The following is a 23,208-nucleotide window of genomic DNA, read 5'->3' as shown; positions in this document are numbered from 1 at the left end:
GCGTGAGAGCCTGAAGGCCGGGCGGCTCGAGGAGGCGGCGCAGCAGGCGGCGGCGGCGGAGGCGGCCTATCCCGGTGGCAGCTGGACGCGTGAGCAGCGTCTGGCCTTGGCGGTGCGGGAGCAGAATTACAGCGCCGCCTTGCGCCTGAGCCAGAGCCCGCAGGCCCGCGCGGCGCTGGCGGTGGCGGCCTCCAAACAGGCGCAGACGCCGAAGCTGGCGCTGGACTTCGCCAAGCAGGCGGTGAAGGCCGACCCTGGCTCGCCGGTGGCGCTGGCCAGGCTGGCGGTGACGTTGCGGTCGATGGGCAAAGAGCGGGCGGCGCGCAAGACGCTGCAGAAAGGCTGGCAGGCGGCACCGCACCGGCTGCTGGCGGCGGCCTGGCTGGAGCCGGGCGCCACGGCGCTGGAGCAGGCGCAGGACGCGGCGCGGCTGGCGGCGGCCAATCCCGGGCATGTCGAGTCCGAGCTGTTTCTCGGCCAGACCGCTTTGGCCGCACAGCTGACCGGCGAGGCCAAGCGCCATGCCGAGGCCGCGCTGAAAGCCGGCAATGAGGATGGGCGCGCGGCGGCGATTTTGGCCGCGCTGGAGAACCGCCCTGCCCCGCCCGTGCGGCCGGCCTGGCGCTGCACATCCTGCCGGACGCAAAGCGAGAGCTGGTATTGCGCTTGCCCCTCTTGCGGGCAGATTGGCAGTTTTGTGGATAATGCTTCGGGGAAAGCGGTGATTAAGCTCTGAGGGCGAGGCCGCCAGCATGCTTCGATTTTGGATCGTCCGCGTATTTTCCCTGTTCGGTGAAGGGCGCGTGCCCGCGGCACGCCTCGCCTTCAGCGAATGCCCTCCTGACCGAACAGGAAAATACGAGGGGCTCGGGATCGAAGATAGGGCTGGGTCTATGCTGATCCAGGGACGTTAAGCCAAAGCCCGGCCTGTTGGAGAGCCGGGCTTTTTCTTTATGAGATGATCTTATTGTCGCGCAGAGCGGTGCGCTCTGTTTCGGAAAGCGCCAGCACCGAGGCCAGGACTTCGTCTGTGTCAGCGCCCAGATGCGGCGGTGGGCGGTCATCCGCGACCTCTGACCGCGAGAAGCGCATCGGGCTCGCGACACCGCGCAGGCCCGGCCCCAGCGTTTTGAAAATACCGCGCGCCTGCACCTGCGGATCGGCGTCGATATCGGCGAATTCGTTGATCGGGCCGCCGGGAATGCCGAACGCTTCCAAAGCTTCCGTCCAATCCTTGGTGGTGCGCGCGGCGAGCAGCGCCTCCAGCAGCGGCACCAGAATGGCGCGATGTTTCACCCGCGCCGGGTTGGTGGCGAAGCGCTCATCCTGGGAAAGCTCAGGCGCGCCGGCCAAAGTGACGAAGCGGGCGAATTGCTCGTCATTGCCGATGGCGAGGATCAGATGCCCGTCCAATGTCGGGAAGACCTGATAGGGCACGATGGAGGGATGCGCGTTACCCAGGCGCGGCGGCTGCGCGCCGGAGACCAGATAGGAGGAAATCTGGTTGGCCATGGCGGCGATCTGCACATCGAACAGAGCGAGATCGATATGCTGGCCGAGGCCGGAGCGCTCGCGCTCCAGCAAGGCCGCCATCACCGCATTGCTGGCATAGAGCCCGGTGAAGACATCGACGACGGCAACACCAGCCTTCATCGGCTCGCCCTCCGGCGCGCCAGTGACGCTCATCAGCCCGCCCATGCCCTGCATCAGGAAGTCGTAGCCAGCACGGTTGCGGTAGGGGCCGGTCTGGCCGAAGCCGGTGATCGAGCAATAGACCAGACGCGGGTTGAGCGTGAGCAAATCCTCAGGCCCCAGGCCCAATTTCGCCAAGCCGCCGAATTTGAAATTCTCCAGCACCACATCGGCTTTTTCGGCCAGCCTACGGATCAGCGCCTGGCCTTGCGGCTTGGAGATGTCGATCGCCACCGATTTCTTGCCGCGATTGGCGGCGCAGAAATAGGCGGAGATGCCGCTCTCCTCGACGAAAGGCGGCCCCCAGGCGCGGGTATCATCGCCCTTGCCGGGGCGCTCGATCTTGATCACCTCGGCGCCGAGATCCGCGAAGATCTGCGACGCCCAGGGGCCGGCCAGAACCCGGCTGAGATCGAGAATCTTGTAGCCCGAAAGCGGGCCCATCAGAAGGCGGCGAGGCCGGTCTGGGCGCGTCCCAGGATCAGCGCGTGCACGTCATGCGCGCCCTCGTAGGTGTTCACCGTTTCCAGATTCACCATGTGGCGGATGACGTGATATTCGTCGGCGATGCCGTTGCCGCCCAGCATGTCACGCGCCTGACGGGCGACATCGAGCGCCTTGCCGCAATTATTGCGCTTGAGCAGGGAGATCATCTCCGGTGCGGCTTCGCCCGCATCCATCAGCCGTCCCAGCCGCAGCACGGCATGCAGGCCGATGGTGATCTCGGTTTGCATGTCGGCGAGTTTTTTCTGAATCAGCTGGGTGGCGGCGAGCGGGCGGCCGAACATTTTGCGGTTGAGCGTGTAATCCCGCGCCTGGTGCCAGCAGAATTCGGCCGCCCCCAGCGCGCCCCAGGCGATGCCGTAGCGGGCATTATTGAGGCAGGAGAACGGGCCGCGCAGGCCTTTCACGTTCAGCATCGCCTCGTCCGGCACGAACACTTCATCCAGCATGATCATGCCGGTGATGGAGGCGCGCAAGCTGACCTTGCCTTCGATCTTCGGCGTGCTCAGCCCCTTGGCACCGCGCTCGACGATGAAGCCGCGAATATCCCCGGCCTCGTCCTTGGCCCAGACCACGCAGACATCCGCGATCGGGGAATTGCTGATCCAGGTTTTCGAGCCGGAGAGCAGATAGCCGCCATCGACTTTCTTGGCGGTGGTGCGCATCGAGGCGGGGTCGGAGCCGGCATCGGGCTCGGTGAGGCCAAAGCAGCCGACCCATTCGCCGGTGCGCAGCTTCGGCAGATATTTATTCTTCTGCGCGTCCGAACCGAAGGCGTAGATCGGGTACATCACCAGCGAGGATTGCACCGAGTAGGCGGAGCGATAGCCGCTATCCACGCGCTCGATCTCGCGCGCGATCAGCCCGTAGGCGACGTAGGAGACATCCGCGCAGTCATGGCTGGAAAGGGTGGCGCCGAGCAGGCCGAGCTCGCCCAGCTCATTCATGATCTCGCGGTCGAAGCGCTCCTCGCGGAAGGCCATCAGCACGCGCGGCTGCAGCTTTTCCTGGGCGTAGGCGTGGGCGGTGTCGCGGATTGCCCGCTCCTCCTCGCTCAGCTCCGCCTCCAGACGCAGCGGGTCGGCCCAATCGAACGAAGCCATCTTGCCTTTGGCCATGGCGCTTTCTCCCTAATCTTGGCGTGGCGGGAGAGTGCCGCGCTGGCGCCGGACGGGCAAGCGCATTAAAGCGATAATTATGATGCGAAAATCGGATTAAACATGGAATTGCGGGAATTGCGCTGTTTCGAGGTCCTGGCGGAGGAGCTGCATTTCGCCCGGGCGGCGGAGAGGCTGGGGCTGGCGCAGTCCGGCGTCTCGCGGCTGCTGGCCGGGCTGGAGACGGATCTGGGCGCGAAATTGTTCAATCGCGGCAAGCGCAGCCAGGTGGCGCTGACCACCACGGGGGCGCTGTTTCTGCCGGAGGCGCAGGCGATCCTGCGCCAGGCGGCGCGGGCCGAGGCGCTGGGGCGGCGCGCGGCGCGCGGTGAGATCGGGCGGCTGGAGATCGGCTTCGTCGCCTCGGCCGCCTGGGACGGCACCGCCTCCGCACTGGTGCGGCGCTATCATGAGGCGGCGCCGGGTGTTGAGATCCATCTGCATGAGATGGAAACGCCGCGCCAGCTGCAGGAGATCGCGGCCGGGCGGCTGGATATCGGGCTGCTGCGGGCCCGGGCGGATTATCCGCCAGAGGTCAGCGTGCGGGCGCTGAAGCATGACACGCTGCTGCTGGCCCTGGCCGCCGGCAGCGCATTGGCAAAGGCTCCGAAGCTGACGCCGGAAATGTTGAAGGGGGAGAAATTCATCCTGCCGCATTTTGGCGAGGAGGCGGGGTTTCTGGCGCGGCTGCGGGCGCTGGGGCAGGCGGGCGGGTTCACGCCGGAATTCCTCACCCCGGTGCGCGATTTCATCACCGTGCTCACCGCCGTGGCCGCCGGGCTGGCGCTGGGGCTGCTGCCGGAGCCGGCGAAGAGCCTGGGCATGCCCGGCATCGCGCTGCGCGAGATTGACGGGTTGCGGTTGGATTCGACCCTGATGCTGGCCAGCCGCAGGGCCGAGCACTCCCCCGCCGTGCGGCAGTTTCTGGCCCTGGCCAGGGCAAAGAGCTAGGACAGCCGCCATGCGAGATCTGTATGACGCGATCATCATCGGGGCCGGCGCGGCGGGGCTGTTTTGCGCCGGCAGCGCTGGCCTGGCCGGCCAGCGCGTGCTGGTGCTGGAGCACGGGCCGGAGCCGGGCCGGAAGATTTTAATCTCCGGCGGCGGGCGCTGCAATTTCACCAATCTGGATGTCAGCGCCAGGAATTTCCTCAGCGCCAATCCGCATTTCGCCAAATCCGCGCTGGCCGGTTTCACCGCGAAGGATTTCCTGGCGCTGATGGATGCGGCCGGCATCGCCTGGCATGAGAAGACGCTGGGGCAACTATTTTGCGACGGCTCGGCCCGGCAGATCGTGGCGCTGCTGCTGGCGCGGCTGCAGGGGGCTGAGCTGCGCACCGGCTGCGGCGTGGACTCGGTGAGGCATGACGGCGTGTTTCAGGTTGAAACCACGCAAGGCCGGTTCAGCGCCGCCAATCTGGTGATCGCCACCGGCGGGCTATCGATCCCCAAACTCGGGGCGAGCGATTTCGCCTACCGGCTGGCGCGCCAGTTCGGGCATGAGGTGGTCGCGCCCCGCCCGGCTCTGGTGCCGCTGCTTTGCGACGAGCCCTGGATTGGCGCGCTGGCCGGGGTGTCCGCGCCGGTGCTGGCGCGGGCGGGTAAAATGACGTTCCGGGAGAATCTGCTGTTCACCCATCGCGGCCTGTCCGGCCCGGCGGTGCTGCAGGCCTCGTCCTATCTGGCGCCGGAGGGGCGGCTGGAGGTGGATTTCGCGCCGGGGCAAAATCTGGAGGAGGCGCTGCCCGCCGCCAAGCGCAGCCGCGCCAAGGCCGGGCTGAAGGCGGTGCTGGGGGAGATTCTGCCGGCGCGGCTGGCGGCGCATCTGGCAGCACCCTACCCGGGCAATCTCGCCGATCTGCCCGACAAGGCCCTGCGCGCGCTGGGGGCCGGGCTGCATCAATTCGCCTTTCAGCCCAGCGGCACCGAAGGCTTCGCCAAGGCGGAAGTGACCGCCGGCGGAGTGGCGACGAGCGGCTTGAACTCGCGCGATTGCGGCAGCAAGCTGGTGCCGGGCCTGTATTTCATCGGCGAGGCGGTGGATGTCACCGGCTGGCTGGGCGGCTATAATTTCCAATGGGCCTGGGCCAGCGGCCATGCCGCGGCCAGGGGCTTAAGCACCAGACATATCAGCGAGGGCGCGGCGCATGGCGAATGAGACGCAGAAAACCTATTGGAACCAGGTGGGCGGGCCGAAATGGGTGAGTCTGGGCGGCGCGATGGAGGCGCGGCTGGCGCCGGTGAGTGCGGCGGTGATCGCGGCGGCGGCGCTGCGGCCGGGGGAAAATGTGCTGGATATCGGCTGCGGTGCCGGGCTGACCAGCCTGGAGGCGGCACAAGCCGTCGGGCCGGCGGGGCGGGTGATCGGCATCGATATATCCGCGCCGATGATCGAGACCGCGCGGGGGCACGCCCGGGCGAGGCATATCGAAAATGTCAGCTTCCGGCTCGGCGATGCGCAGACGGAACATTTCGCCCCGGCGCCGGAGGTGCTGCTGTCGCGCTTCGGGGTGATGTTTTTCGATGATCCTGTCGCCGCCTTTGCGAATTTGCGGGCGGGCGCGGCGCCGGGGGCGCGGCTGGCCTGTGCCGCCTGGGCGCCGCTGGCGCGCAATGAGCATTGGCGCAGGCCACTTGAGCTGGTGGAGGCACTGCTCGGCCCGGGCGCGCCACGGCAACCGCATGCCAGCGGGCCGCTCGCCTTCGATGACGCTGATTATGTGACGGCGATTCTCACCCAGGCCGGGTGGCAGGCGCCACGGGTCGAGGCGATGGAAATCGCGCTGCACGGCGTCTCGCTGGAGGAGGAAGCGGCGATCGCCTGCTTCATGGGGCCGAGCGGGGCGTTGCTGGATGAAAAACAGGCCTCGCCCGCGCAGCGTGAGACGATCCGCGCCGCCATCCGTGCTGCCCTACCGGCCTATACCAGCCCGGCCGCCAATGGCGGCGTGCGGGTGCCGGCGGTGATCCATATGATCACGGCGCGGGCGGCGTGAAGGGGATAGGCTGTTCGGTAAAAAGCGGGTTGATGTGAAGCTGCGCGAACAAAGGCAGCAGGCCATCCACCTGCCCCAGCCCGGGGCCGTCGCGCATCATCTCGTTATAGGCGGCCTCTCCCTCTTTCATATGCACCAAAAGATGCCAGCCCAGGCCTTTGAAGTCAGCCAAAGCCGCGGGGTCGTCCACATCGACGAAATGGCGCAGTTTTTCCTTGCTGGCCTTGATCTGTTCGTCCCAGGGCTTGTGATGGAAATGCACAAAGACCAGAGGCGTTTCCAGCAGCCCGTTGTCACGCCCGGATATGTCCTGGTGTGACCCGTGGCATAAGGTGCCGATGCTGCGTCCCGAAAAGAACACTTTCTGATACGGCAGCACCCAATAGCGACCGGGCTGTCCTAGAATATTCAGCAGGTTCTGCTTGATCTCCAACGTCTCTTGCCGGCCGATGCAGGAGGCCAGGCAGTTCAGGATCTCATCGCGCGCGCAGGTAAAGCTGCCATCCTCCCGGCGTATGGCCAGGAATTCATCGCAATCGATGGGCAGCAGAAAATCATATTCGTCACGGGCGTTCATTTCGCGCATCGCCGCGGTCATGAATTCACCTTGCAGGTGAAAATCCGCATCTTCCGGCAGGCGGATGACCCTCACCCCCTCCGCCTCGTACCAGAGCAGCGTGTTCAACACCTTCGGGTGGGTCGAGCCGTGATCGATGACGCAGAGATTTTCCATGCCGAAGAGATGCGCGTGGTAGAGCAGCCAGGGCTCCAGCGCATTGACCTCATTGCGCTGCATCAGCACGCATCCCACCCGCATTCGCGCCCCCCGGTCCTTGTCATTTCAAATCTATCGCAGGGGGAGAGAGGCGCCAAGCCAGGGGCAGGTTGAAGCCGCCCCCGGCTGCAACTATACCCTGGGCAACCGCGTTTAGTAGGATCGCCGATGGCCGCTTATCAATATGTGTATGTGATGAAGGATCTCACCAAGGCCTATCCGGGCGGGCGTGAGGTGTTCAAGGGCATCACCCTCTCCTTCCTCCCTGGCGTGAAGATCGGCGTGCTCGGCGTCAACGGCGCCGGTAAATCGACCCTGCTGAAGATCATGGCCGGCATTGAGACCGAATATGGCGGCGAGGCCTGGGCGGCCGAGGGCGTGAAAGTGGGCTATCTGGCCCAGGAGCCGCAGCTCGATGCGACCAAGACCGTCGGCGAGAACGTCGCCGAGGCGTTCCAGGAGGTCCGCGCGGCGCTGAAGCGCTTCAACGAGATCTCCGAAGCCTTCATGGAGCCGATGGACGACGACAAGATGAACGACCTGCTGGCCGAACAGGCCCGCTTGCAGGAAATCATCGACACCAAGGATGGCTGGGATCTGGACCGGCAGATCGAGATCGCGCTCGACGCGCTGCGCTGCCCGCCCTCCGACTCCCCGGTGGACAAGCTCTCCGGCGGTGAGAAGCGCCGCGTGGCACTGTGCCGCCTGCTGCTGGAAAAGCCGGACATTTTGCTGCTCGATGAGCCAACCAACCATCTGGACGCGGAATCGGTGGCCTGGCTGGAGCGGACGCTGGAGAATTATACCGGCACGGTCATTCTCATCACCCATGATCGCTACTTCCTGGATAACGTCACCAACTGGATCCTGGAAATCGAGCGTGGCCGCGGCTACCCGTATGAAGGCAACTACTCCTCCTGGCTGGAACAGAAGCAGAAGCGCCTGGCCCAGGAAGAGAAGGAAGAATCCTCCCGCCAGCGTGCGCTGGCCGAGGAGCGGGAATGGATCAACGCCTCCGCCAAGGCCCGCCAGACCAAGTCCCGCGCGCGTATCCAGCGCTATGAGGAAATGCTGGCCAAGTCCCAGGAGCTGGCCGGCGGCGTCGCGGAAATCGTCATCCCGCCCGGCCCGCGCCTGGGCGGCACCGTCATCGAGGCGCAGGATCTCTGCAAGGGCTTCGGCGACCGCGAGCTGATCAACGGGCTGAATTTCAAGCTGCCGCCGGGCGGCATCGTCGGCGTCATCGGCCCGAACGGAGCGGGCAAATCCACCCTGTTCAAGATGATCACCGGCGCCGAACAGCCGGATTCCGGGGCGCTGAAGATCGGCGAGACGGTGAAGCTCGGCTATGTCGACCAGTCCCGCGACAGCCTGGATGACAACAAGAATGTCTGGGAGGAAATCTCCGGCGGCACCGATGTCATCTATCTCGGCAAGCGCACCATCGCCTCGCGCGCTTATGTCGGCGCCTTCAACTTCAAGGGCGCGGACCAGCAGAAGAAGGTCGGCATCCTCTCCGGCGGTGAGCGCAACCGCGTGCATCTGGCCAAGATGCTGAAATCCGAAGCCAATGTCATCCTGCTCGATGAGCCGACCAACGATCTCGACGTCGATACGCTGCGCGCCCTCGAAGAGGCGCTGATGGAATTCGCCGGCTGCGCCGTGGTCATCTCCCATGATCGCTGGTTCCTCGATCGCCTCGCCACCCATATCCTGGCCTTCGAGGGCGACAGCCATGTCGAATGGTTCGAAGGCAACTTCCAGGCCTACGAAGAAGACAAGCGCCGCCGCCTTGGCCAGGACGCCGCCGAGCCGCACCGTATCAAATACCGGCCGCTGACGCGGTAATTCCGGCTCCGTGCTGGGACGCAGGCCTGCCAAAGGGGGACGCTGTCCCCCTTCGATCCCCCTGCAAAGGGCCGAGAGGCCCTTTGCTCCCATTCTATTCGGGTCTTGGGGAGGGAGGGCGCGCGCCTTTGCCTCTCACCCCCCCTTGCCTGCGCGCGCCCTCCCTCCCCAAGACCCGGGTGGGTTCCAAGGACCTTCCGGCCCTTGGCGGGGGGGCGTCACGCCGCAGGCGTGCCTTCGGCACGACGGGGGCAGCGCCCCCCTTGGTATGCCCGCGTACGATCAAGGTGCACCGGCATGACCGTGACATCGGCCTGGTGTGTTGAGACGGCGCGGTTGCGGATGGCGCCGGTGGGGTATTGGGATTTGCCGGATTTGATCCGGCTGAAGGGGGATCCGCGGGCTTATGCGCTGATGCTGGGCGGGGTGCGCTCGCGGTTGCAGGTGGCGGCGGAGTTGGCGCAGGATATTCAGGATTGGGGCCGGCATGGGTATGGCATGTGGGCGGTACGGGCGCGGCGCGGCAAGTTCGTGGGCATCACGGCGCTGATGCATCGGCCGGACGGGCGCGGCGTGGCGTTGCGCTTTGCGTTCTATCCGGAGGCGCGCGGGATTGGGCTGGCGCGGGAGGCGGCGGCGGCGGCGTTGGTCTATGCGCATGATCTCGCCAGGCTGCCGGTGGTGATCGCGGTGGCGCGGGAGGATAATCATGGCTCGCGGCAGGTGTTGAATTCCATCGGCATGTCACGAAGCGGCGAATTTCAGCGGGATGGACATTTAATGATTATATACCAATCAGTTAATCAATCTGAGCCGGGGTGAATTCGGCGTAACGCCGCGCATTTCCCCTTGCCCGCGCGGCGGGTTTTGAAGCTAAAACGGGGCGTGACACGGCAAGAGCATAAATCGATCCTGGAGTTTCTGGAGGAGACGCTCAACCGCTCTGTGGAGCCGTTGGATGTCGAAGCCGATGCGATCATCCGGGCCTATTTCAAGCGCCATCCGGACGCCGCCTATCATATCACCAAGCTGGCCATGAACTTGTCGGCGCCGCTGCCGGTGGATGAGCCGAAGCGGCGCGGCTGGTTCTCTGCGCTGCGCGCCCGGCACGGTTGAAACGCCGGCGGCTTGCCCGCCACGCCGCGCCGCCGCATAGATTTCGATTCATGACCGAATATGCCGCACGAATTGGCCGCACCGCGCTGGCCGCCACCTTTGCCATGGCCGCCCGGGCCCGTGCCTTGCGGGCGGAGGGCAAGGATGTGATCTCGCTCTCGCTTGGCGAGCCGGATTTTCCCACCCCCGCCCCTGTGGTCGAGGCCGCCCATGCGGCGGCGCTGCGGGGCGAGACCAAATATCCGCCGCTGGGCGGGATCGAGCCGTTGCGCGCGGCGATCGCGGAAAAATTCACCCGTGAGCATGGGCTGCCGGTGCGCGCGCAGGATGTGCTGGTCACCAATGGCGGCAAGCAGGGGATTTTCAACATTGTGATGGCGTTGATCGGCGCCGGAGATGAGGTGATCATTCCGGCTCCGGCCTGGGCGGGCTATGAGCAGACGGTAAAATTCGCCGGCGGCGTGCCGGTATTCGTGCCCTGTCCGCAGGCGCAGGGCTTTGTGTTGCAGCCCGAGGCGCTGGCCCGGGCGATTACCGGGCGCACCAAGCTGCTGCTGCTGAATTATCCCAGCAACCCGTCCGGGGCGACGATTTCGCGCGAGGGGCTGGCGGCTTTGGCCGAGGTGCTGCGGCATTATCCGCATGTCTGGGTGCTCTCGGACGATATTTATGAGCATCTGCTGTTTGGCGGCGCGCAGCACCACACGTTGCTGGGGGTGGCGCCGGATTTGCAGGACCGGGTGGTGACCTTGTCCGGCGTCTCCAAGACCTATGCGATGACCGGCTGGCGGATCGGCTGGTGCATCGGCCCGGCGGAGATGATCAGGGCGGCGACCGTGGTGCAGGCGACGGCGACCTCGGGCGTATCCTCCGTCGGCCAGGCGGCGGCGCTGGCGGCGCTGACCGGGCCGCAGGAATTTCTGGCCGAGCGCGTGGCCTCTTACGAGGAACGGCGCGATGCGGTGGTCGCGGCGCTCAACCAGATCCCTGGCCTCTCCTGCCATCGGCCGGAGGGGGCGTTTTATGTGTTTCCGAGCATTGCCGGGTGCCTGGGCAAGACCACGCCGGCGGGCCGGGTGATCGGCTCGGACGATGATTTCGCCATGGCTTTGCTGGAAGAGGCGCAGGTCGCGGTGGTGCAGGGCTCGGCCTTCGCGCTCAGCCCGCATATCCGCATTTCCACCGCCACCGCCCTGCCCCGGCTGCTGGAGGCCTGCCAGCGCATTTCGGGCTTCTGCAACGCGCTGCGGTAACGCGCGGCGCCAACACTGGCCTTGCGCCACGGCGCGGCGACGCCACATGCAGGGAACCTAAAAAAGAGGAGACCTGCATGAGCGTTAAGGAAGTTCTCTATAAGGCCCATGGCCACGCCACCGGCGGACGCGCCGGCAAGGGCGCCACCGATGATAACAAGGTGAATGTCACGCTGAGCGTGCCGAAGGGGCTGGGCGGGGATGATGGGCCGGGCACGAATCCGGAACAGCTTTTCTCCGTGGGCTATTCCGCCTGCTTCCTGGGGGCGCTGAAGGTCGTCGCCGGCAAGGAGAAGGTGAAGCTGCCGGAGGATACCAAGGTTTCCGCTGAAATCGGCATCGGCCCGCGTGAGGATGGCGAGGGGTTTGGGATCACCGCGGCGCTGACCATTTCCGCCAATGGGGTGGATAAGGCGCAGCTGGAGGATCTGGTGCAGAAGGCGCATATCGTCTGCCCCTATTCCAACGCCATTCATAAAAGCGTGGATGTGAAGCTCAGCGTCGCCTGAGGCTGAATCGGCGTCGCGGAGCACGGCTTCGCGGCGCCAAAAACCCGTGTAGTTTAAATAGATGCAAAGGGGGAATGGTGGAGCTAAGCGGAATCGAACCGCTGACCTTCTGCATGCCATGCAGACGCTCTACCAATTGAGCTATAGCCCCATACCGTTTCCGGGAGAAGATCGCCCGTACCGTTTGGTGGAGCGGCGTATAAACCGGACCGGCGGAGGCTGGCAAGTGGGCGGGAGAAGAAAATTTTCACGCCTTGAGACCGCGCCGGTTTGCCTTCCCCTGAGGCCGAAAACGGGCTAACCCCCGGCTGATGGTCAAAGTTCGCTTCGCCCCCAGCCCCACCGGCTATCTGCATGTCGGCAATGCCCGCGCCGCCTTGGTGAATTTCATGTTTGCCCGGCGCGAGGGCGGGCAATTTCTGTTGCGCCTCGATGATACCGATACCGAGCGCGGCCGGCCGGAATATGAGCAGGGCATTTATGAGGATCTGCGCTGGCTCGGCATTGAATGGGACGCGTTCGCCAAACAGTCCGAGCGGAGCGCGCGCTATGAGGAGGTCGCGGAAGCGTTGAAGGCCTCCGGGCGGCTTTATCCCTGCTTCGAGAATGAGGATGAGCTGGCGGCCAAGCGCGCCGCATTGATCAAGCGCAAGCTGCCGCCGGTTTATGACCGCCACGCGCTGAGCATGACGCCCGCCCAGCGCGCCGCCGCCGAGGCCAATGGCAAGCGGCCTTACTGGCGCTTCAAGCTCTCCGATGAGGCGGTGTCATGGAATGACCTGGTACTGGGGGCGCGCAATATCAAATTGCCGACCGTGTCCGACCCGGTGCTGATCCGCGCCGATGGCTCGCCGCTTTATACCTTCACCTCGGTGGTGGACGATTCGGATATGGGCATCACCCATATTATTCGCGGCGAGGATCACGTCTCCAACACCGCCGTGCAGATCGATCTGTTCCGCGCCATCGCCCGCAAACCGGTGCCGCGCTTCGCGCATCTGCCGCTGATCTCGGGCGGGGATGGGGAGAAGCTCTCCAAGCGCATCGGCTCGATCTCGCTGCGGTCGCTGCGCAAGGATGGCATCGAGCCAGGGGCGATCACCGCCTATCTGGCGCGGCTGGGGACCAGCAAGGATGCGGTGGCGCTGCCGCTGACCGAGCTGACCGCGCAATTCTCGCTGAATGATTTCTCCCGTTCGCCGCCGCGTTTCGATGCCGGGCAGATGCTCGGGCTGAACCGCAAGCTGTTGCATCATCTGCCCTTCGAGGCGGTGCGGGAGCGGCTGCCCGAGGGCGCCGGGCCGGAATTCTGGGAGGCGATCAAGGGCAATCTGGATCTGCTGCGCGAGGCGCGGCGCTGGTGGGCGGTGGTCGCGGGGGAGATCGTCACGCCGGAACTGCCGGATGAGGCGGTGGCGGTGATTGCGAAGGCGGCCGAGACCTTACCGGATGAGCTGAATGCCGCGACGTGGAAAGGCTGGACCGCGGCGATTGCCGCCGCCACCGGTGCCAAGGGCAAGGCGCTGTACCAGCCGCTGCGCCTGGCCTTGACCGGCGAGGAGCACGGGCCGGAGATGGCGCCGCTGCTGGCGCTGATGGGCCGGGAGCGCGCGGCCAGGCGGCTTGGCGCCTGCGTTGCCGCGAACGTCCGCCCCGGCTAAGACAAACCGGCAAAGGGGAAAGAGCCGCGTGGTCGATATTTTTGATGAAGTCTCGGAAGATCTGCGCCAGGAGCGCGCTCTGCGCCTGGCCAAGCGCTATGGCGGGCTGCTGATCCTCGCCGCCCTGCTGGTTCTGGGTGGCATCGCCGGGCAGGAATTCTGGCAAAATCATCAGAAACACCAGGCTGAGCTGGCGGCGAGCAAATATCTCGCGCTGACCGCCCAGGTCGATCAGCCTGACGGGCAGCTGACGCAGGACCAGGCGACGAAAACCGCGCAGGCGCTGGTCGCCTTCGCCGATACCGCGCCGGAGACCTACAAAACCCTGGCCCGGCTGCGCGCCGCCGGGCTCTATGCGAACATGAATGACGACAAGGATGCCGCACCGCTCTGGACGCGGGTGGGCGCGGATGAAGCCGCCCCGACGCTGCTGCGCGATGCCGCCAACCTGCTCTGGGCGCAGCATGAGATCGGCACCGCCAGCGACAGCGACATTCTGGCGCGCATCCAGCCGATGGTGCAGGCGCAGAACCCCTATCACGGGCTGGCGCGCGAGGTGCAGGCGCTGGTTTATCTGCACCAGGGGAACATGGCGATGGCCAAATCCCTGTTTGCCCAGGTTCAGGCCGATCCCGCTGCGCCGGAAGGTGCCCGCAACCGCGCCCAAGCCATGCTTGCCAAGTTGAACGGATGAGACAGCCCATGATTCGTCGCCGCACCGCCTCTGTCGGCCTGCTTGCCATGCTCGCCGCCTGCTCCTCGCCCAAGAAAACCCCGATTCTGGGTGTGCAGATCCCGGTTCTGCCGGATCAGTCCGGCATGGATGTGGCGGCCGACGCCCCCGCCGTGACGCTCCCCGCCCCGAGCGCGCTGAATGCCTGGCCGCAGCCTTTCGCCAATGCCAGCCACGCGCCGGGCAATGTCGCCGGGCCGGTGAATTTCGCCCAGCGCTGGCAGGTTGGAATCGGCGCGCCCGGCGGCTATCGCCAGCCGCTGATGGCCAGCCCCCTGGTTTCCGGTTCCAGCGTTTTCGTGATGGATGCGGATGCGCATGTGCGCGCCCTCTCGCTCACCGACGGGGCGACGATCTGGCACGTGGATACCCGCCCGAAGCACGTGACCACGCTGAATATCGGCGGTGGCATCGCGTATGATTCGGGGCGGATCTATGCCAGCACCGGCTATGGCGAGGCGCTGGCGCTGGATGCGGAATCGGGCAAGATCTTGTGGCGTCAGAAGCTTGAATTCGCGGCGCGTTCGGCGCCGCTGGTGGCGGCCGGGCTGGTGGCCATCGTCACCCAGAACGACCAGCTGCTGACCTTCGAGGCCAAGTCCGGCACGCCGAGCTGGCGCTTCTCCGGTGTCGTCGGCACGCCGCCGCAGGCGGCGGCGGGTGTCACCGGCGCCCCGGCCTTCGCGGATGGCAATATCGTCGCGGGGTTTTCGACCGGGCTGCTGGCGGCGGTGGATGCCAGCTCCGGCACGCCGGTCTGGGAGCAGAGCCTCGCCGCCGGCTTCGGCCAGGCCAGCACGCTGGATATGTCCGACATCGTGGCGACCCCGGTGATCGCGGGCGGCGTGGTTTATGCGCTGAACATGGATGGCAGCTTCATGGCGGTGGATCTGCATTCCGGCGCCAAGGTGTGGACGCATCAGGCCTCCGGCAACCAGACCCCGGCGGCCTCCGGCGGGTTCATCTTCCTGCTCGATGCCAGCGAGACGCTGTTCGCCGTGCATGCCGATGACGGGCTGGTGAGCTGGGCGACCCAGCTGCAGCCCTTCAAGAACATGAAGAAGAAGAAAAACCCGATCAACTGGGCGGGCCCGGCGCTGATCAACGGCATGCTGGTCTGCGTCAATGATCATGGCGAGGCCGCCATCGTGGACGCCGCCAGCGGCAAGCAGATGCAGAGCGTGAAGCTGGCCGGCCCGGCGGACCTTGCCCCCATCGCGGTGGGCGGGATGATGCTGCAGCTGACCCGCGATGGGCGTTTGACCGCCTATGGTTGAGCTGCCGCGAATCGTCATTGCCGGGCGGCCGAATGTCGGCAAATCGACCTTGTTCAACCGTCTCGTCGGCAGCCGTCTGGCGCTGGTGGCCGACACGCCGGGCGTGACCCGCGACCGCAAGGAAGCGGTATGCGAGATGGATGGCCGCAAGGTGGTGATGGTGGATACGGCCGGGCTGGAGGAAGCGCCGCCGGACACGTTGCCGGGGCGCATGCGCGCCTCCACCTCCACGGCGGTGGATCAGGCCGATCTGGTGCTGTTCGTGTTCGACGCCAAGGCCGGGCTGCTCCCGGAGGACCGGCATTTCGGCACCTGGCTGCGCCGCAAGGACCGGCCGGTGCTGGTGATCGCCAACAAGGCCGAGGGCAAGGGCGGTGCCGCCAATGCCATGGAGGCTTATGAGCTGGGCTTTGGCGAGCCGGTGGCGGTTTCGGCCGAGCATAATGAGGGCATTTACGACCTGATGAGCGAGATCGCCGCGCGCCTGCCCGAGCCGCAGGCGCTGGGCGAGGATGGCGAGGAACTGCCGCTGCATCTGGCCATTGTCGGGCGCCCGAATGCCGGCAAATCGACGCTGCTGAATTACCTGCTCGGCGAGGAGCGGATGATCACCGGGCCGGAACCCGGTCTGACCCGCGATGCGGTTTCCGCCGATTTCGAGGGGCCGGATGGCAAGCTCTACCGGGTGGTGGACACTGCCGGTTTGCGCAAGCGCGCCAAGGTGGATGAGGGTTTGGAGAAAATGTCCACCTCCTCCTCGATCGAGGCGCTGAAGCGGGCCGAGATGGCGGTGCTGGCGATCGACGCCGTGCAGGGCGTGCAGGAGCAGGATCTGCAGATCGCCCGGCTGATCGAACGCGAAGGCCGGGCCTGCGTGATCGCGCTGACCAAATGGGATGCGGTGGAGGACCGGCCGGATGCGAAGAAGGCGGCTTTGGACCGGATCTCGATCTCGCTGAGCCAGATGAAGGGCATCACCGTGGTGCCGCTCTCGGCGGAGACCGGCGAGGGGGTGAAGAAGCTCTTCCCCGCCATCCGCGACACCTACGAGAAATGGAATACCCGTTTCCCGACCAGCCAGCTCAATCGCTGGTTCGAATCCGCGCTGGAGCGGTTTCCGCCGCCGCTGGTGGATGGGCGCCGGCTCAAGCTGCGCTATATCACCCAGATCAAGGCGCGGCCGCCGACCTTCGCGCTGTTCGGCACCCGCGCCGAGCAGGTGCCGGAGACCTATCAGCGCTATCTGGTGAACAGCCTGCGCGAGGTGTTCGAGATGCCGGGGGTGCCGATCCGCATCTATCTGCGCGGCACCAAGAACCCGTTCGAAGGCAAGGACTGAGCGCAACATGGCGCAGGGCGGGATGGATGGCGCCTTCACCGCGCTTGCCCGCCGCCTGCGCTCGCCTGAATGGACGGACGATCTGTTCGGCCCGCCCCGGATTGTCGGGCCGGAATTCGACGACCTGGCCCTGCAGACCGGGCCCGCGGATTGGAGCCCGGCGCAGGCCGCCTTGTTCGAGCGGCTGCAGAGGATCAAGCCCCGGCACAAGCTCGCCGCCGTGGTCTCCGCCTGCAATGACGCGCTGATTCTGCCGGAATGGATCACGCATCATCTGGCCATCGGCGTCGAGAAGATCTTCGTCTACACCAACGACAACCAGGACAAGACCGAAGAATTGCTGCGCTGGTTCGCGCAACATGCCCCGGTGACGCTGCTGCCGACGCGGCTGGGCCGGCCGGTGGATGTGCAGATCAAGAATTTCCATCACGCCCTCTTCATGCTGCCGGAATTGCGGCTTTATGAGTGGGTGGCGTTCCTCGACAGCGACGAATTCCTGCTCCCCGCCGCGCGCTTCGAGCATTCGCTGCCAAAGATGCTGGATGCAGCCCCCGCCGATGCGGCCGCCCTGCTCTTTCCCTGGCATTGGCGGCTATGGCGCTTCGAGCTGACGCGGCCAGAGGGGCTGCTGGCGACGCATTACCCGCACGCCACCCCGCATTATCTGGCCAAATCCGTCACCAGGCTGGATCAGGTCGCTTCCTTCCACCAGAAGCATTTCCCGGAATTCGCCACCCCGAAGCGGCTTTATGACACGGCGTTTCGCCCGATCGAGCGGGGCACGAACTGGCATCTCGATATGAAAACCGGCGAGGGCGGCTGGACGGAGCATTTCTGGGGGCGCTCTTTCGCCGAATTCGTCGTCAAGAAGCGGCGGGGGGAGGCTCTGGGGCTGACGGAGTCGCATTTTCTGCGCGATTTCGAGACCTATTTCAGCTGGACCTCGCCGCCGACCGCCGAAAATTACCACCCCTGGCCGCCGGCGCTGCTGGAGACGCTCCAGAGCCGGCTGGCGGGGTTTGGCAAGGACCCGTATTTCGCGGCGCTGCGCGCGCAGATCCAGACTTCGTTCGCGGCCCAAGGCGCGGCGCTGCGCCAGGATGCGGCACTTTACGGGCTGTTCGAGGACATGAGCCGGCGCTTTGCGCCGGCCGGCTGAGGGCTCAGCCCTCCTTCAGCATCTCCAGCTCCAGCCAGCGCTCCTCGGCTGCCTGCAACCTGGTGTGCAGCGCCGCCAGGGACGCGCTGGCGGCGGCGAATTTTTTCGGGTCTTTCGTGTAAAGATCCGGCAAGGCGAGGGTTTCATTGAGCTTGCCGAGCTGCAGCTGCATCTTCGCCATCTCGTCATTGAGCTGCTTCAGCTCGTGCTGCTCCTTGAAGGACATTTTCGCCTTCGCGGGCGGGGAAGCGGGGGCGGCTTGTTTGGGCGCGGCTTTCTTGTCGATTTTCCCGGCCTTGGCCGCCGCGGTGACGCCTTCCCCGCGCTGGGCCAGCATATCCGCATAGCCGCCGGCATATTCCAGCCAGCGCCCCTGCCCTTCGGACATCAGCACCGAGGTGCAGACGCGGTCGAGAAAATCACGGTCATGCGAGACGACGATGACGGTGCCGGGATACTCGCCGAGCATCTCCTGCAGCAGATCCAGCGTTTCCAGGTCGAGATCGTTGGTCGGCTCGTCCAGCACCAAGAGATTAGAGGGCTTGGTCAGCGCCAGCGCCAGCAACAGCCGCCCGCGCTCGCCGCCCGAGAGCGTGCCGACCGGCGTGCGCGCCTGTTCGGGCTTGAACAGGAAATCCTTCATATAGCCGATCACATGCCGGGCCTGGCCGCCGACCACCACCTGGTCGCTATTGCCACCGGTCAGCGTATCGGCCAGCGAGGCGTTGGGGTTCAGCGTGGCGCGCTGCTGGTCGAGGGTCACCACCTCCAGCGCCGTGCCCAGCTTCACCGCCCCGTCATCGGGCGCCAGCTGCCCGAGAATGAGCTTCAGCAGGGTCGATTTACCGGCCCCGTTCGGCCCGACAATGCCGAGCCGGTCGCCGCGCAGGACGCGGAAGGTGAGATCGCGCACGATCTGGCGCGCGCCGAAGCTCTTGGAGATGGCGTCGGCATCGACGACGATCTTGCCCGAGGTCGCGGCATCCAGGCTCGCCAGCTTCGCGGTGCCGAGCTTATGGGTGAAATTGCGCCGCTCCGCGCGCAGGCTGTGCAGCCCGGCGAGGCGTTTGACATTGCGTTTGCGCCGCGCGGTGACGCCGTAGCGCAGCCAGTCTTCCTCACGGGCGATCTTGCGGCCGAGCTTGTGGAATTCCTGCTCCTCCTGCTCCAGCACCTCGTCGCGCCATGCCTCGAAATGGGCGAAGCTGCGGTCCAGCCGCCGGGTCTGGCCGCGATCCAGCCAGACCATCGAGCGCGAGAGATTTTCCAGGAAGCGCCGGTCATGCGAGATCAGCACCAGCCCGCTGGAGAGGGATTTCAGCTCGCCTTCCAGCCATTCAATGGCCGGCAGATCGAGATGGTTGGTCGGCTCGTCGAGCAGCAGCAGATCCGGCGCGGGGGCCAGGGTGCGGGCCAGGGCGGCGCGGCGCGCCTCACCGCCGGAGAGGCGTGAGGGGGCCTCATCGCCGCTGAGCCCGAGTTCGCCCAGCAGATAGCGGACGCGATATTCATCGTCATTCGGGCCCAGCCCGGCCAGGACATAATCCATGACGGTCTGATACGCCGAGAGGTCCGGCTCCTGCGGGAGGTAGCGCATGGTCGTCCCCGGCTGGAGAAAGCGCGTGCCGGAATCGAGCGCCACCTCGCCGGAGGCGATTTTCAGCAAGGTGGATTTGCCGGAGCCGTTGCGCCCGACCAGGCAGATGCGCTCCCCGGCGCCAACGGACAGGCCCGCCCCCTGCAGAAGCGGCACGGAGCCGAGGGTGATGGAGATATCGGTGAGCAGAAGCAAGGGAGGCGCCATGCGCGCTGTTTGGCGCATGCGCTGCCCAGGTTCAAGCCGGGCTCAGGGCGAGAGCGGTTTCGCCGGGCCGGCGGAGGTGTAGCCGGCCGAGCGCGGCAGCGGTGGAATCGGCGCCAAGGCGGGCGCGGTTTGGGTCGGAGGGCAGGTTACAGAGCTGGGCTGCGGCGGCTGGGTGTCCGCTTGGGCCGGGGCTGGCGGAAGAGCGCCGCTGGCATCCGCCGGCTGATCCGGCTGGGCGGCCGCGGATGCTGGCTGGGGTTGCGGGTGTTTTCGTTCATAGCGCCGGCCCGCCTCGAACCCTTCATCATAGGCGGCCTGCTTGACATGCGCCAGCTCGGCCGGGGTCATCGTGATGGTGTCCATCGCCGGGGAAGGCTGCGCCTGCCGCTCCGGCTTCGCCGCGCAGCCGGACAACATTCCCACGAGACCAACGCCGAGCACCAGGTACCGTAAGCTGAAAGCGGGCATCATCATTACAAGCTGAATAGCCCAGAGCCATCTTGCCGTCACCTGATGACCCCATTCATTCCGCCTGCGCAGCGCGCGCCAGGATGCGCGCTGGTCTGGCGCCTGTGCTCCACGGTCAAATGCGCGCCGACCGAAGCTGACTAGAGTGAGATGCCTCGCTTGGCCCGCGCCTTGCTTAACAATCTGGAGGAGCTGTTATGACGAGGCTGGGCTTGAAGCGCTTGAATGTGATCCGGGTGGCAGGGCTAATAAACGCCTTCAAGGCGCGGCATTGATTGTAAAAGGCGAGAAATTGTGAAACCATTCAATGCAATAGCCAAAAATCCAGCGAAAGGGTTGCCGGTTTGAAGCGTAATCGACGAGGCCGCTTTATAATTCTGGCCGACAGCCTTGCCGCTGACGGCGGAATTTTCGGCTGGGCACCGCCCGCCGCAATGTCCCGGGATTTAAAAAAGCGCCTGTTTTTTCAGCGCTCCGGCATCTCCCAGCCGCTTAATCCATCAGGCGATGTGTCGCCCATCCCCGCCCCCCTCGCCGGAGCCTCCGCATGATCCCCGCGCCATCGACCCGCCATGATGTCAGGCTGGAAAATGTCATCAAGCAATTTGGCGGCTGGACGGCTGTCGACAATATCTCCCTGAGCATCGAAGGGGGGGAGTTTTTCTCGCTTCTGGGGCCGTCGGGATGCGGCAAATCGACGACCTTGTCGATGATCGGCGGCTTTGAGTCGCCGAGCGCCGGGGCGATCTATCTCGATGGCGAGGATGTCAGCCGCCAGCCCTCTTATAAGCGCGACGTGAACACCGTGTTCCAGTCCTATGCGCTGTTTCCGCATCTGACGATTTTCGAGAATGTCGCTTTCGGGCTGCGCCGCAAGGGGGTGAAGAGCGACGAGGTGACCCGGCGCACCAATGATATGCTGGAGCTGGTCGATCTCGCCGGCTTCGCCAAGCGCAAGCCCGGCCAGCTCTCCGGCGGCCAGGCGCAACGCGTCGCCCTGGCCCGCGCGCTGGTCAACAAACCCAAATTATTGTTGCTGGACGAGCCGCTCGGCGCGCTGGATCTGAAGCTGCGCAAACAGATGCAGATCGAGCTCAAACGCATCCAGAGCGAGGTGGGCATCACCTTCCTGTTCGTCACCCATGACCAGGAAGAGGCGATGGCGATGTCCGACCGGCTGGCGGTGATGTCCAAGGGGCGGATCGAACAAATCGGCACGCCGGCCGATGTCTATGACCATCCCGCGACGGAATTCGTCGCCTCCTTCCTCGGCGCCTCCAACCTGCTGCCCGGCACCATCACCGCCCAGAACGGGGCGCAGGCGCAGGTGACGCTGGAGGATGGCGCGATCATCACCGTGCCGCGCGCGGTGCTGGCGCAGATCGCCGGGGACAAGGTGAAAATCGGCGTCAGGCCGGAGAAATTCCATGTTCTGCAGCCCGGCGAGCCACGCCCCGACGGGTGGAACGAGATCGAGGCGATTGCCGGCGTTTCGGTCTATCTCGGGGTCAGCCGGCAATATGAAATGGAGAGCAAGACCGGGCGGGCGCTGAGCGTCTATGCCCAGAATTCCGGCCGCCAGGAGGATATTCCCCCCGGCAGCGCCGTCCGCCTCACCTGGAATCCGGCCCACACATTCGCGGTCACCGGCACTTAAATCCAATCTGAAGGAGAGTAGCATGAGCCAAGACGATCAAAGCGGCGATAAATCGATGCAGGCCTTCTATCGCGGCATGACGCAGCCGCGGCTGAGCCGGCAGAATTTCATGCGCGGCGCCGGGGCGGCGATGATGGCGGCCCTGGCCCCGCAGTTCGCCCGCGCCGAGACGGTGAAGGACTGGAAGGCCTGGTGGGCCAGCCAGAAGCCGACCAAGGAGTTCGTCTTCGCCAACTGGCCGCTCTATATCGACACCTCGACCGACGGCAAGGACCGCCCCTCGATCGACGCGTTCGAGAAGCAGACCGGGATCAATGTCACCTATAAAGAGGTGATCCAGGAGGATGCGCCGTTCTACGCGCAGATCGCCCCGGTGCTGAAATCCGGCCAGCCGAGCGGCTACGACATGATCGTGATGACCGATGGCTGGTATCTCACCGAGCTGCTGATGCAGAAATTCCTGGTGCCGATCTGGCGTGAGAAAGTGCCGAATTTCGACAAATACGCCGCCCCCAGCGTGAAGAACCCGCCTTACGATCCCGGCAACAAGCATACGATGGTGTGGCAGTCCGGCCTGACCGGCATCGCCTATAACCCGAAAATGACCAAGCGCGAGATCACCAGCTATGAGGATCTCTGGGACCCGGCCTTCGCCGGCCATGTCGGCATGTTCTCCGACGTGCAGGAGCTGGGCTGTGCCGGCCTGCTGAAGCTGGGCATAAACCCGACCACCTCGACCCCGGCGGAATGGGAAAAGGCGGCGGCGACGCTGAAGGAGCAGAAGGCCAAGGGGCTGGTGCGCCAATATTACGACCAGAGCTACATCAACGCGCTGGAGAATGGTGATATCTGGATCACCATGGCCTGGTCCGGCGACATCTATCAGGCCAATTCCAAGGGCTATAAGGATCTGAAATTCGTCGTGCCGAAGCAGGGCGCGGTGATCTGGCACGATAATATGTGCATCCCGGTCGGCGCCAAGAACCCGCTCTCGGCGCTGGAATGGATGAATTATTACTACACGCCGGAAGTGGCCGGCATGGTCGAGGATTATGTGAATTATATCTGCCCGGTGCCGGCGGCGAAGGATTACATCCTCAACGTCATCAAGGACCCGGCGGTGGCGAATTCGCCGCTGGTCTTCCCGCCGCAATCCGAGCTGGCGCGCGTGCATGAATATTACGCGTTCAAGAATTATGCCGACTACATGAAGTGGAACAACATCTTCAACCCGATCGTCCAGAGCTGAACGGAGAGACC

21 protein-coding genes and 1 tRNA gene are annotated in these 23,208 nt (G+C 65.3%); 16 read left to right on the top strand and 6 right to left on the bottom strand.

From position 1 onward, the window contains the following. Positions 1 to 736 (top strand): tetratricopeptide repeat protein (locus tag MXAZACID_RS00575; protein WP_008492040.1); only part of this gene is annotated, 736 nt, incomplete at its 5' end. A gap of 215 nt (positions 737 to 951) precedes the next feature. Here MXAZACID_RS00575 and MXAZACID_RS00570 read toward each other — a convergent pair. Both MXAZACID_RS00570 and MXAZACID_RS00565 read right to left on the bottom strand, forming a co-directional pair. After that, complete coding sequence (locus tag MXAZACID_RS00570; protein ID WP_008492039.1) at positions 952 to 2,136, bottom strand: CaiB/BaiF CoA-transferase family protein; 1,185 nt, start codon at positions 2,134 to 2,136, stop codon at positions 952 to 954. After that, entirely contained in the window at positions 2,136 to 3,314 is a 1,179-nt protein-coding gene (locus MXAZACID_RS00565) for an acyl-CoA dehydrogenase (RefSeq protein ID WP_008492038.1), read from the bottom strand. The genes MXAZACID_RS00570 and MXAZACID_RS00565 overlap by 1 nt, the downstream gene beginning before the upstream one ends. A gap of 102 nt (positions 3,315 to 3,416) precedes the next feature. Here MXAZACID_RS00565 and MXAZACID_RS00560 point away from each other — a divergent pair, with 102 nt between their 5' ends. Genes MXAZACID_RS00560 through MXAZACID_RS00550 form a run of 3 tightly spaced genes read left to right on the top strand, consistent with a single transcriptional unit; the run spans position 3,417 to position 6,349 of the window. Next, positions 3,417 to 4,304: a LysR family transcriptional regulator gene (locus MXAZACID_RS00560; protein WP_008492037.1), complete on the top strand. Its 888-nt coding sequence runs from the start codon at positions 3,417 to 3,419 to the stop codon at positions 4,302 to 4,304. A gap of 10 nt (positions 4,305 to 4,314) precedes the next feature. Continuing rightward, positions 4,315 to 5,511 (top strand): aminoacetone oxidase family FAD-binding enzyme, encoded by a 1,197-nt coding sequence (locus MXAZACID_RS00555; protein ID WP_008492036.1) that lies wholly within the window; start codon positions 4,315 to 4,317, stop codon positions 5,509 to 5,511. Next, positions 5,501 to 6,349 carry a class I SAM-dependent methyltransferase gene (locus MXAZACID_RS00550; protein ID WP_008492034.1) on the top strand — a complete coding sequence of 283 codons (849 nt, stop codon included), beginning with the start codon at positions 5,501 to 5,503 and terminating at the stop codon, positions 6,347 to 6,349. The genes MXAZACID_RS00555 and MXAZACID_RS00550 overlap by 11 nt, the downstream gene beginning before the upstream one ends. Here the strand turns inward: MXAZACID_RS00550 and MXAZACID_RS00545 are convergent. Next, complete coding sequence (locus MXAZACID_RS00545; protein WP_008492033.1) at positions 6,330 to 7,166, bottom strand: glycosyltransferase family 2 protein; 837 nt, start codon at positions 7,164 to 7,166, stop codon at positions 6,330 to 6,332. The genes MXAZACID_RS00550 and MXAZACID_RS00545 overlap by 20 nt on opposite strands. Before the next feature lie 126 nt (positions 7,167 to 7,292). Between MXAZACID_RS00545 and ettA the strand changes: the two genes are divergently transcribed. From ettA to MXAZACID_RS00520, 5 genes are all read left to right on the top strand, one after another. Next, entirely contained in the window at positions 7,293 to 8,972 is a 1,680-nt protein-coding gene (ettA, locus tag MXAZACID_RS00540; protein WP_008492032.1) for an energy-dependent translational throttle protein EttA, read from the top strand. 297 nt (positions 8,973 to 9,269) lie between these two features. After that, positions 9,270 to 9,794: a GNAT family N-acetyltransferase gene (locus MXAZACID_RS00535; protein WP_026440350.1), complete on the top strand. Its 525-nt coding sequence runs from the start codon at positions 9,270 to 9,272 to the stop codon at positions 9,792 to 9,794. A gap of 63 nt (positions 9,795 to 9,857) precedes the next feature. Continuing rightward, positions 9,858 to 10,088: a hypothetical protein gene (locus MXAZACID_RS00530; RefSeq protein ID WP_008492030.1), complete on the top strand. Its 231-nt coding sequence runs from the start codon at positions 9,858 to 9,860 to the stop codon at positions 10,086 to 10,088. A 50-nt stretch (positions 10,089 to 10,138) separates the two neighbouring features. Beyond that, positions 10,139 to 11,341, top strand: coding sequence for a pyridoxal phosphate-dependent aminotransferase (locus MXAZACID_RS00525; protein ID WP_008492029.1), 1,203 nt, complete (start codon positions 10,139 to 10,141; stop codon positions 11,339 to 11,341). Between the two features lie 77 nt (positions 11,342 to 11,418). After that, positions 11,419 to 11,850 (top strand): organic hydroperoxide resistance protein, encoded by a 432-nt coding sequence (locus MXAZACID_RS00520; RefSeq protein ID WP_008492028.1) that lies wholly within the window; start codon positions 11,419 to 11,421, stop codon positions 11,848 to 11,850. A 75-nt stretch (positions 11,851 to 11,925) separates the two neighbouring features. Here MXAZACID_RS00520 and MXAZACID_RS00515 read toward each other — a convergent pair. After that, positions 11,926 to 12,001: transfer RNA gene (locus MXAZACID_RS00515), tRNA-Ala, on the bottom strand. Between the two features lie 160 nt (positions 12,002 to 12,161). On the opposite strand from MXAZACID_RS00515, the gene gltX reads away from it, so the two are divergent. From gltX to MXAZACID_RS00490, 5 genes are read left to right on the top strand one after another with little or no spacing between them, the layout of a single operon-like run. Continuing rightward, positions 12,162 to 13,511, top strand: coding sequence for a glutamate--tRNA ligase (gene gltX, locus MXAZACID_RS00510; RefSeq protein WP_008492027.1), 1,350 nt, complete (start codon positions 12,162 to 12,164; stop codon positions 13,509 to 13,511). 28 nt (positions 13,512 to 13,539) lie between these two features. Further along, positions 13,540 to 14,205: a tetratricopeptide repeat protein gene (locus MXAZACID_RS00505; RefSeq protein WP_008492025.1), complete on the top strand. Its 666-nt coding sequence runs from the start codon at positions 13,540 to 13,542 to the stop codon at positions 14,203 to 14,205. 8 nt (positions 14,206 to 14,213) lie between these two features. Next, positions 14,214 to 15,521 (top strand): PQQ-binding-like beta-propeller repeat protein, encoded by a 1,308-nt coding sequence (locus tag MXAZACID_RS00500; RefSeq protein WP_008492024.1) that lies wholly within the window; start codon positions 14,214 to 14,216, stop codon positions 15,519 to 15,521. Then, complete coding sequence (der, locus tag MXAZACID_RS00495) at positions 15,514 to 16,860, top strand: ribosome biogenesis GTPase Der (protein WP_008492023.1); 1,347 nt, start codon at positions 15,514 to 15,516, stop codon at positions 16,858 to 16,860. The genes MXAZACID_RS00500 and der overlap by 8 nt, the downstream gene beginning before the upstream one ends. Positions 16,861 to 16,867: 7 nt before the next feature. After that, positions 16,868 to 18,019, top strand: coding sequence for a glycosyltransferase family 2 protein (locus MXAZACID_RS00490; protein WP_008492022.1), 1,152 nt, complete (start codon positions 16,868 to 16,870; stop codon positions 18,017 to 18,019). Between the two features lie 4 nt (positions 18,020 to 18,023). Here MXAZACID_RS00490 and MXAZACID_RS00485 read toward each other — a convergent pair whose 3' ends face one another. Further along, positions 18,024 to 19,823, bottom strand: coding sequence for an ABC-F family ATP-binding cassette domain-containing protein (locus MXAZACID_RS00485; protein ID WP_008492021.1), 1,800 nt, complete (start codon positions 19,821 to 19,823; stop codon positions 18,024 to 18,026). Positions 19,824 to 19,865: 42 nt separating this feature from the next. Then, positions 19,866 to 20,240 (bottom strand): hypothetical protein, encoded by a 375-nt coding sequence (locus tag MXAZACID_RS00480; RefSeq protein WP_035180151.1) that lies wholly within the window; start codon positions 20,238 to 20,240, stop codon positions 19,866 to 19,868. Positions 20,241 to 20,838: 598 nt separating this feature from the next. Between MXAZACID_RS00480 and MXAZACID_RS00475 the strand changes: the two genes are divergently transcribed. Beyond that, complete coding sequence (locus tag MXAZACID_RS00475; protein ID WP_008492018.1) at positions 20,839 to 21,948, top strand: ABC transporter ATP-binding protein; 1,110 nt, start codon at positions 20,839 to 20,841, stop codon at positions 21,946 to 21,948. 22 nt (positions 21,949 to 21,970) lie between these two features. After that, positions 21,971 to 23,197, top strand: coding sequence for a spermidine/putrescine ABC transporter substrate-binding protein (locus tag MXAZACID_RS00470; protein ID WP_008492017.1), 1,227 nt, complete (start codon positions 21,971 to 21,973; stop codon positions 23,195 to 23,197). Positions 23,198 to 23,208: the final 11 nt, after the last annotated feature.

Origin of the sequence: Acidocella sp. MX-AZ02 (assembly GCF_000306035.1) — a bacterium.
Taxonomy (GTDB): domain Bacteria; phylum Pseudomonadota; class Alphaproteobacteria; order Acetobacterales; family Acetobacteraceae; genus Acidocella; species Acidocella facilis.
Note: the sequence above shows the minus strand (reverse complement) of the source record. Positions and strands in the feature narration are given on the sequence as shown.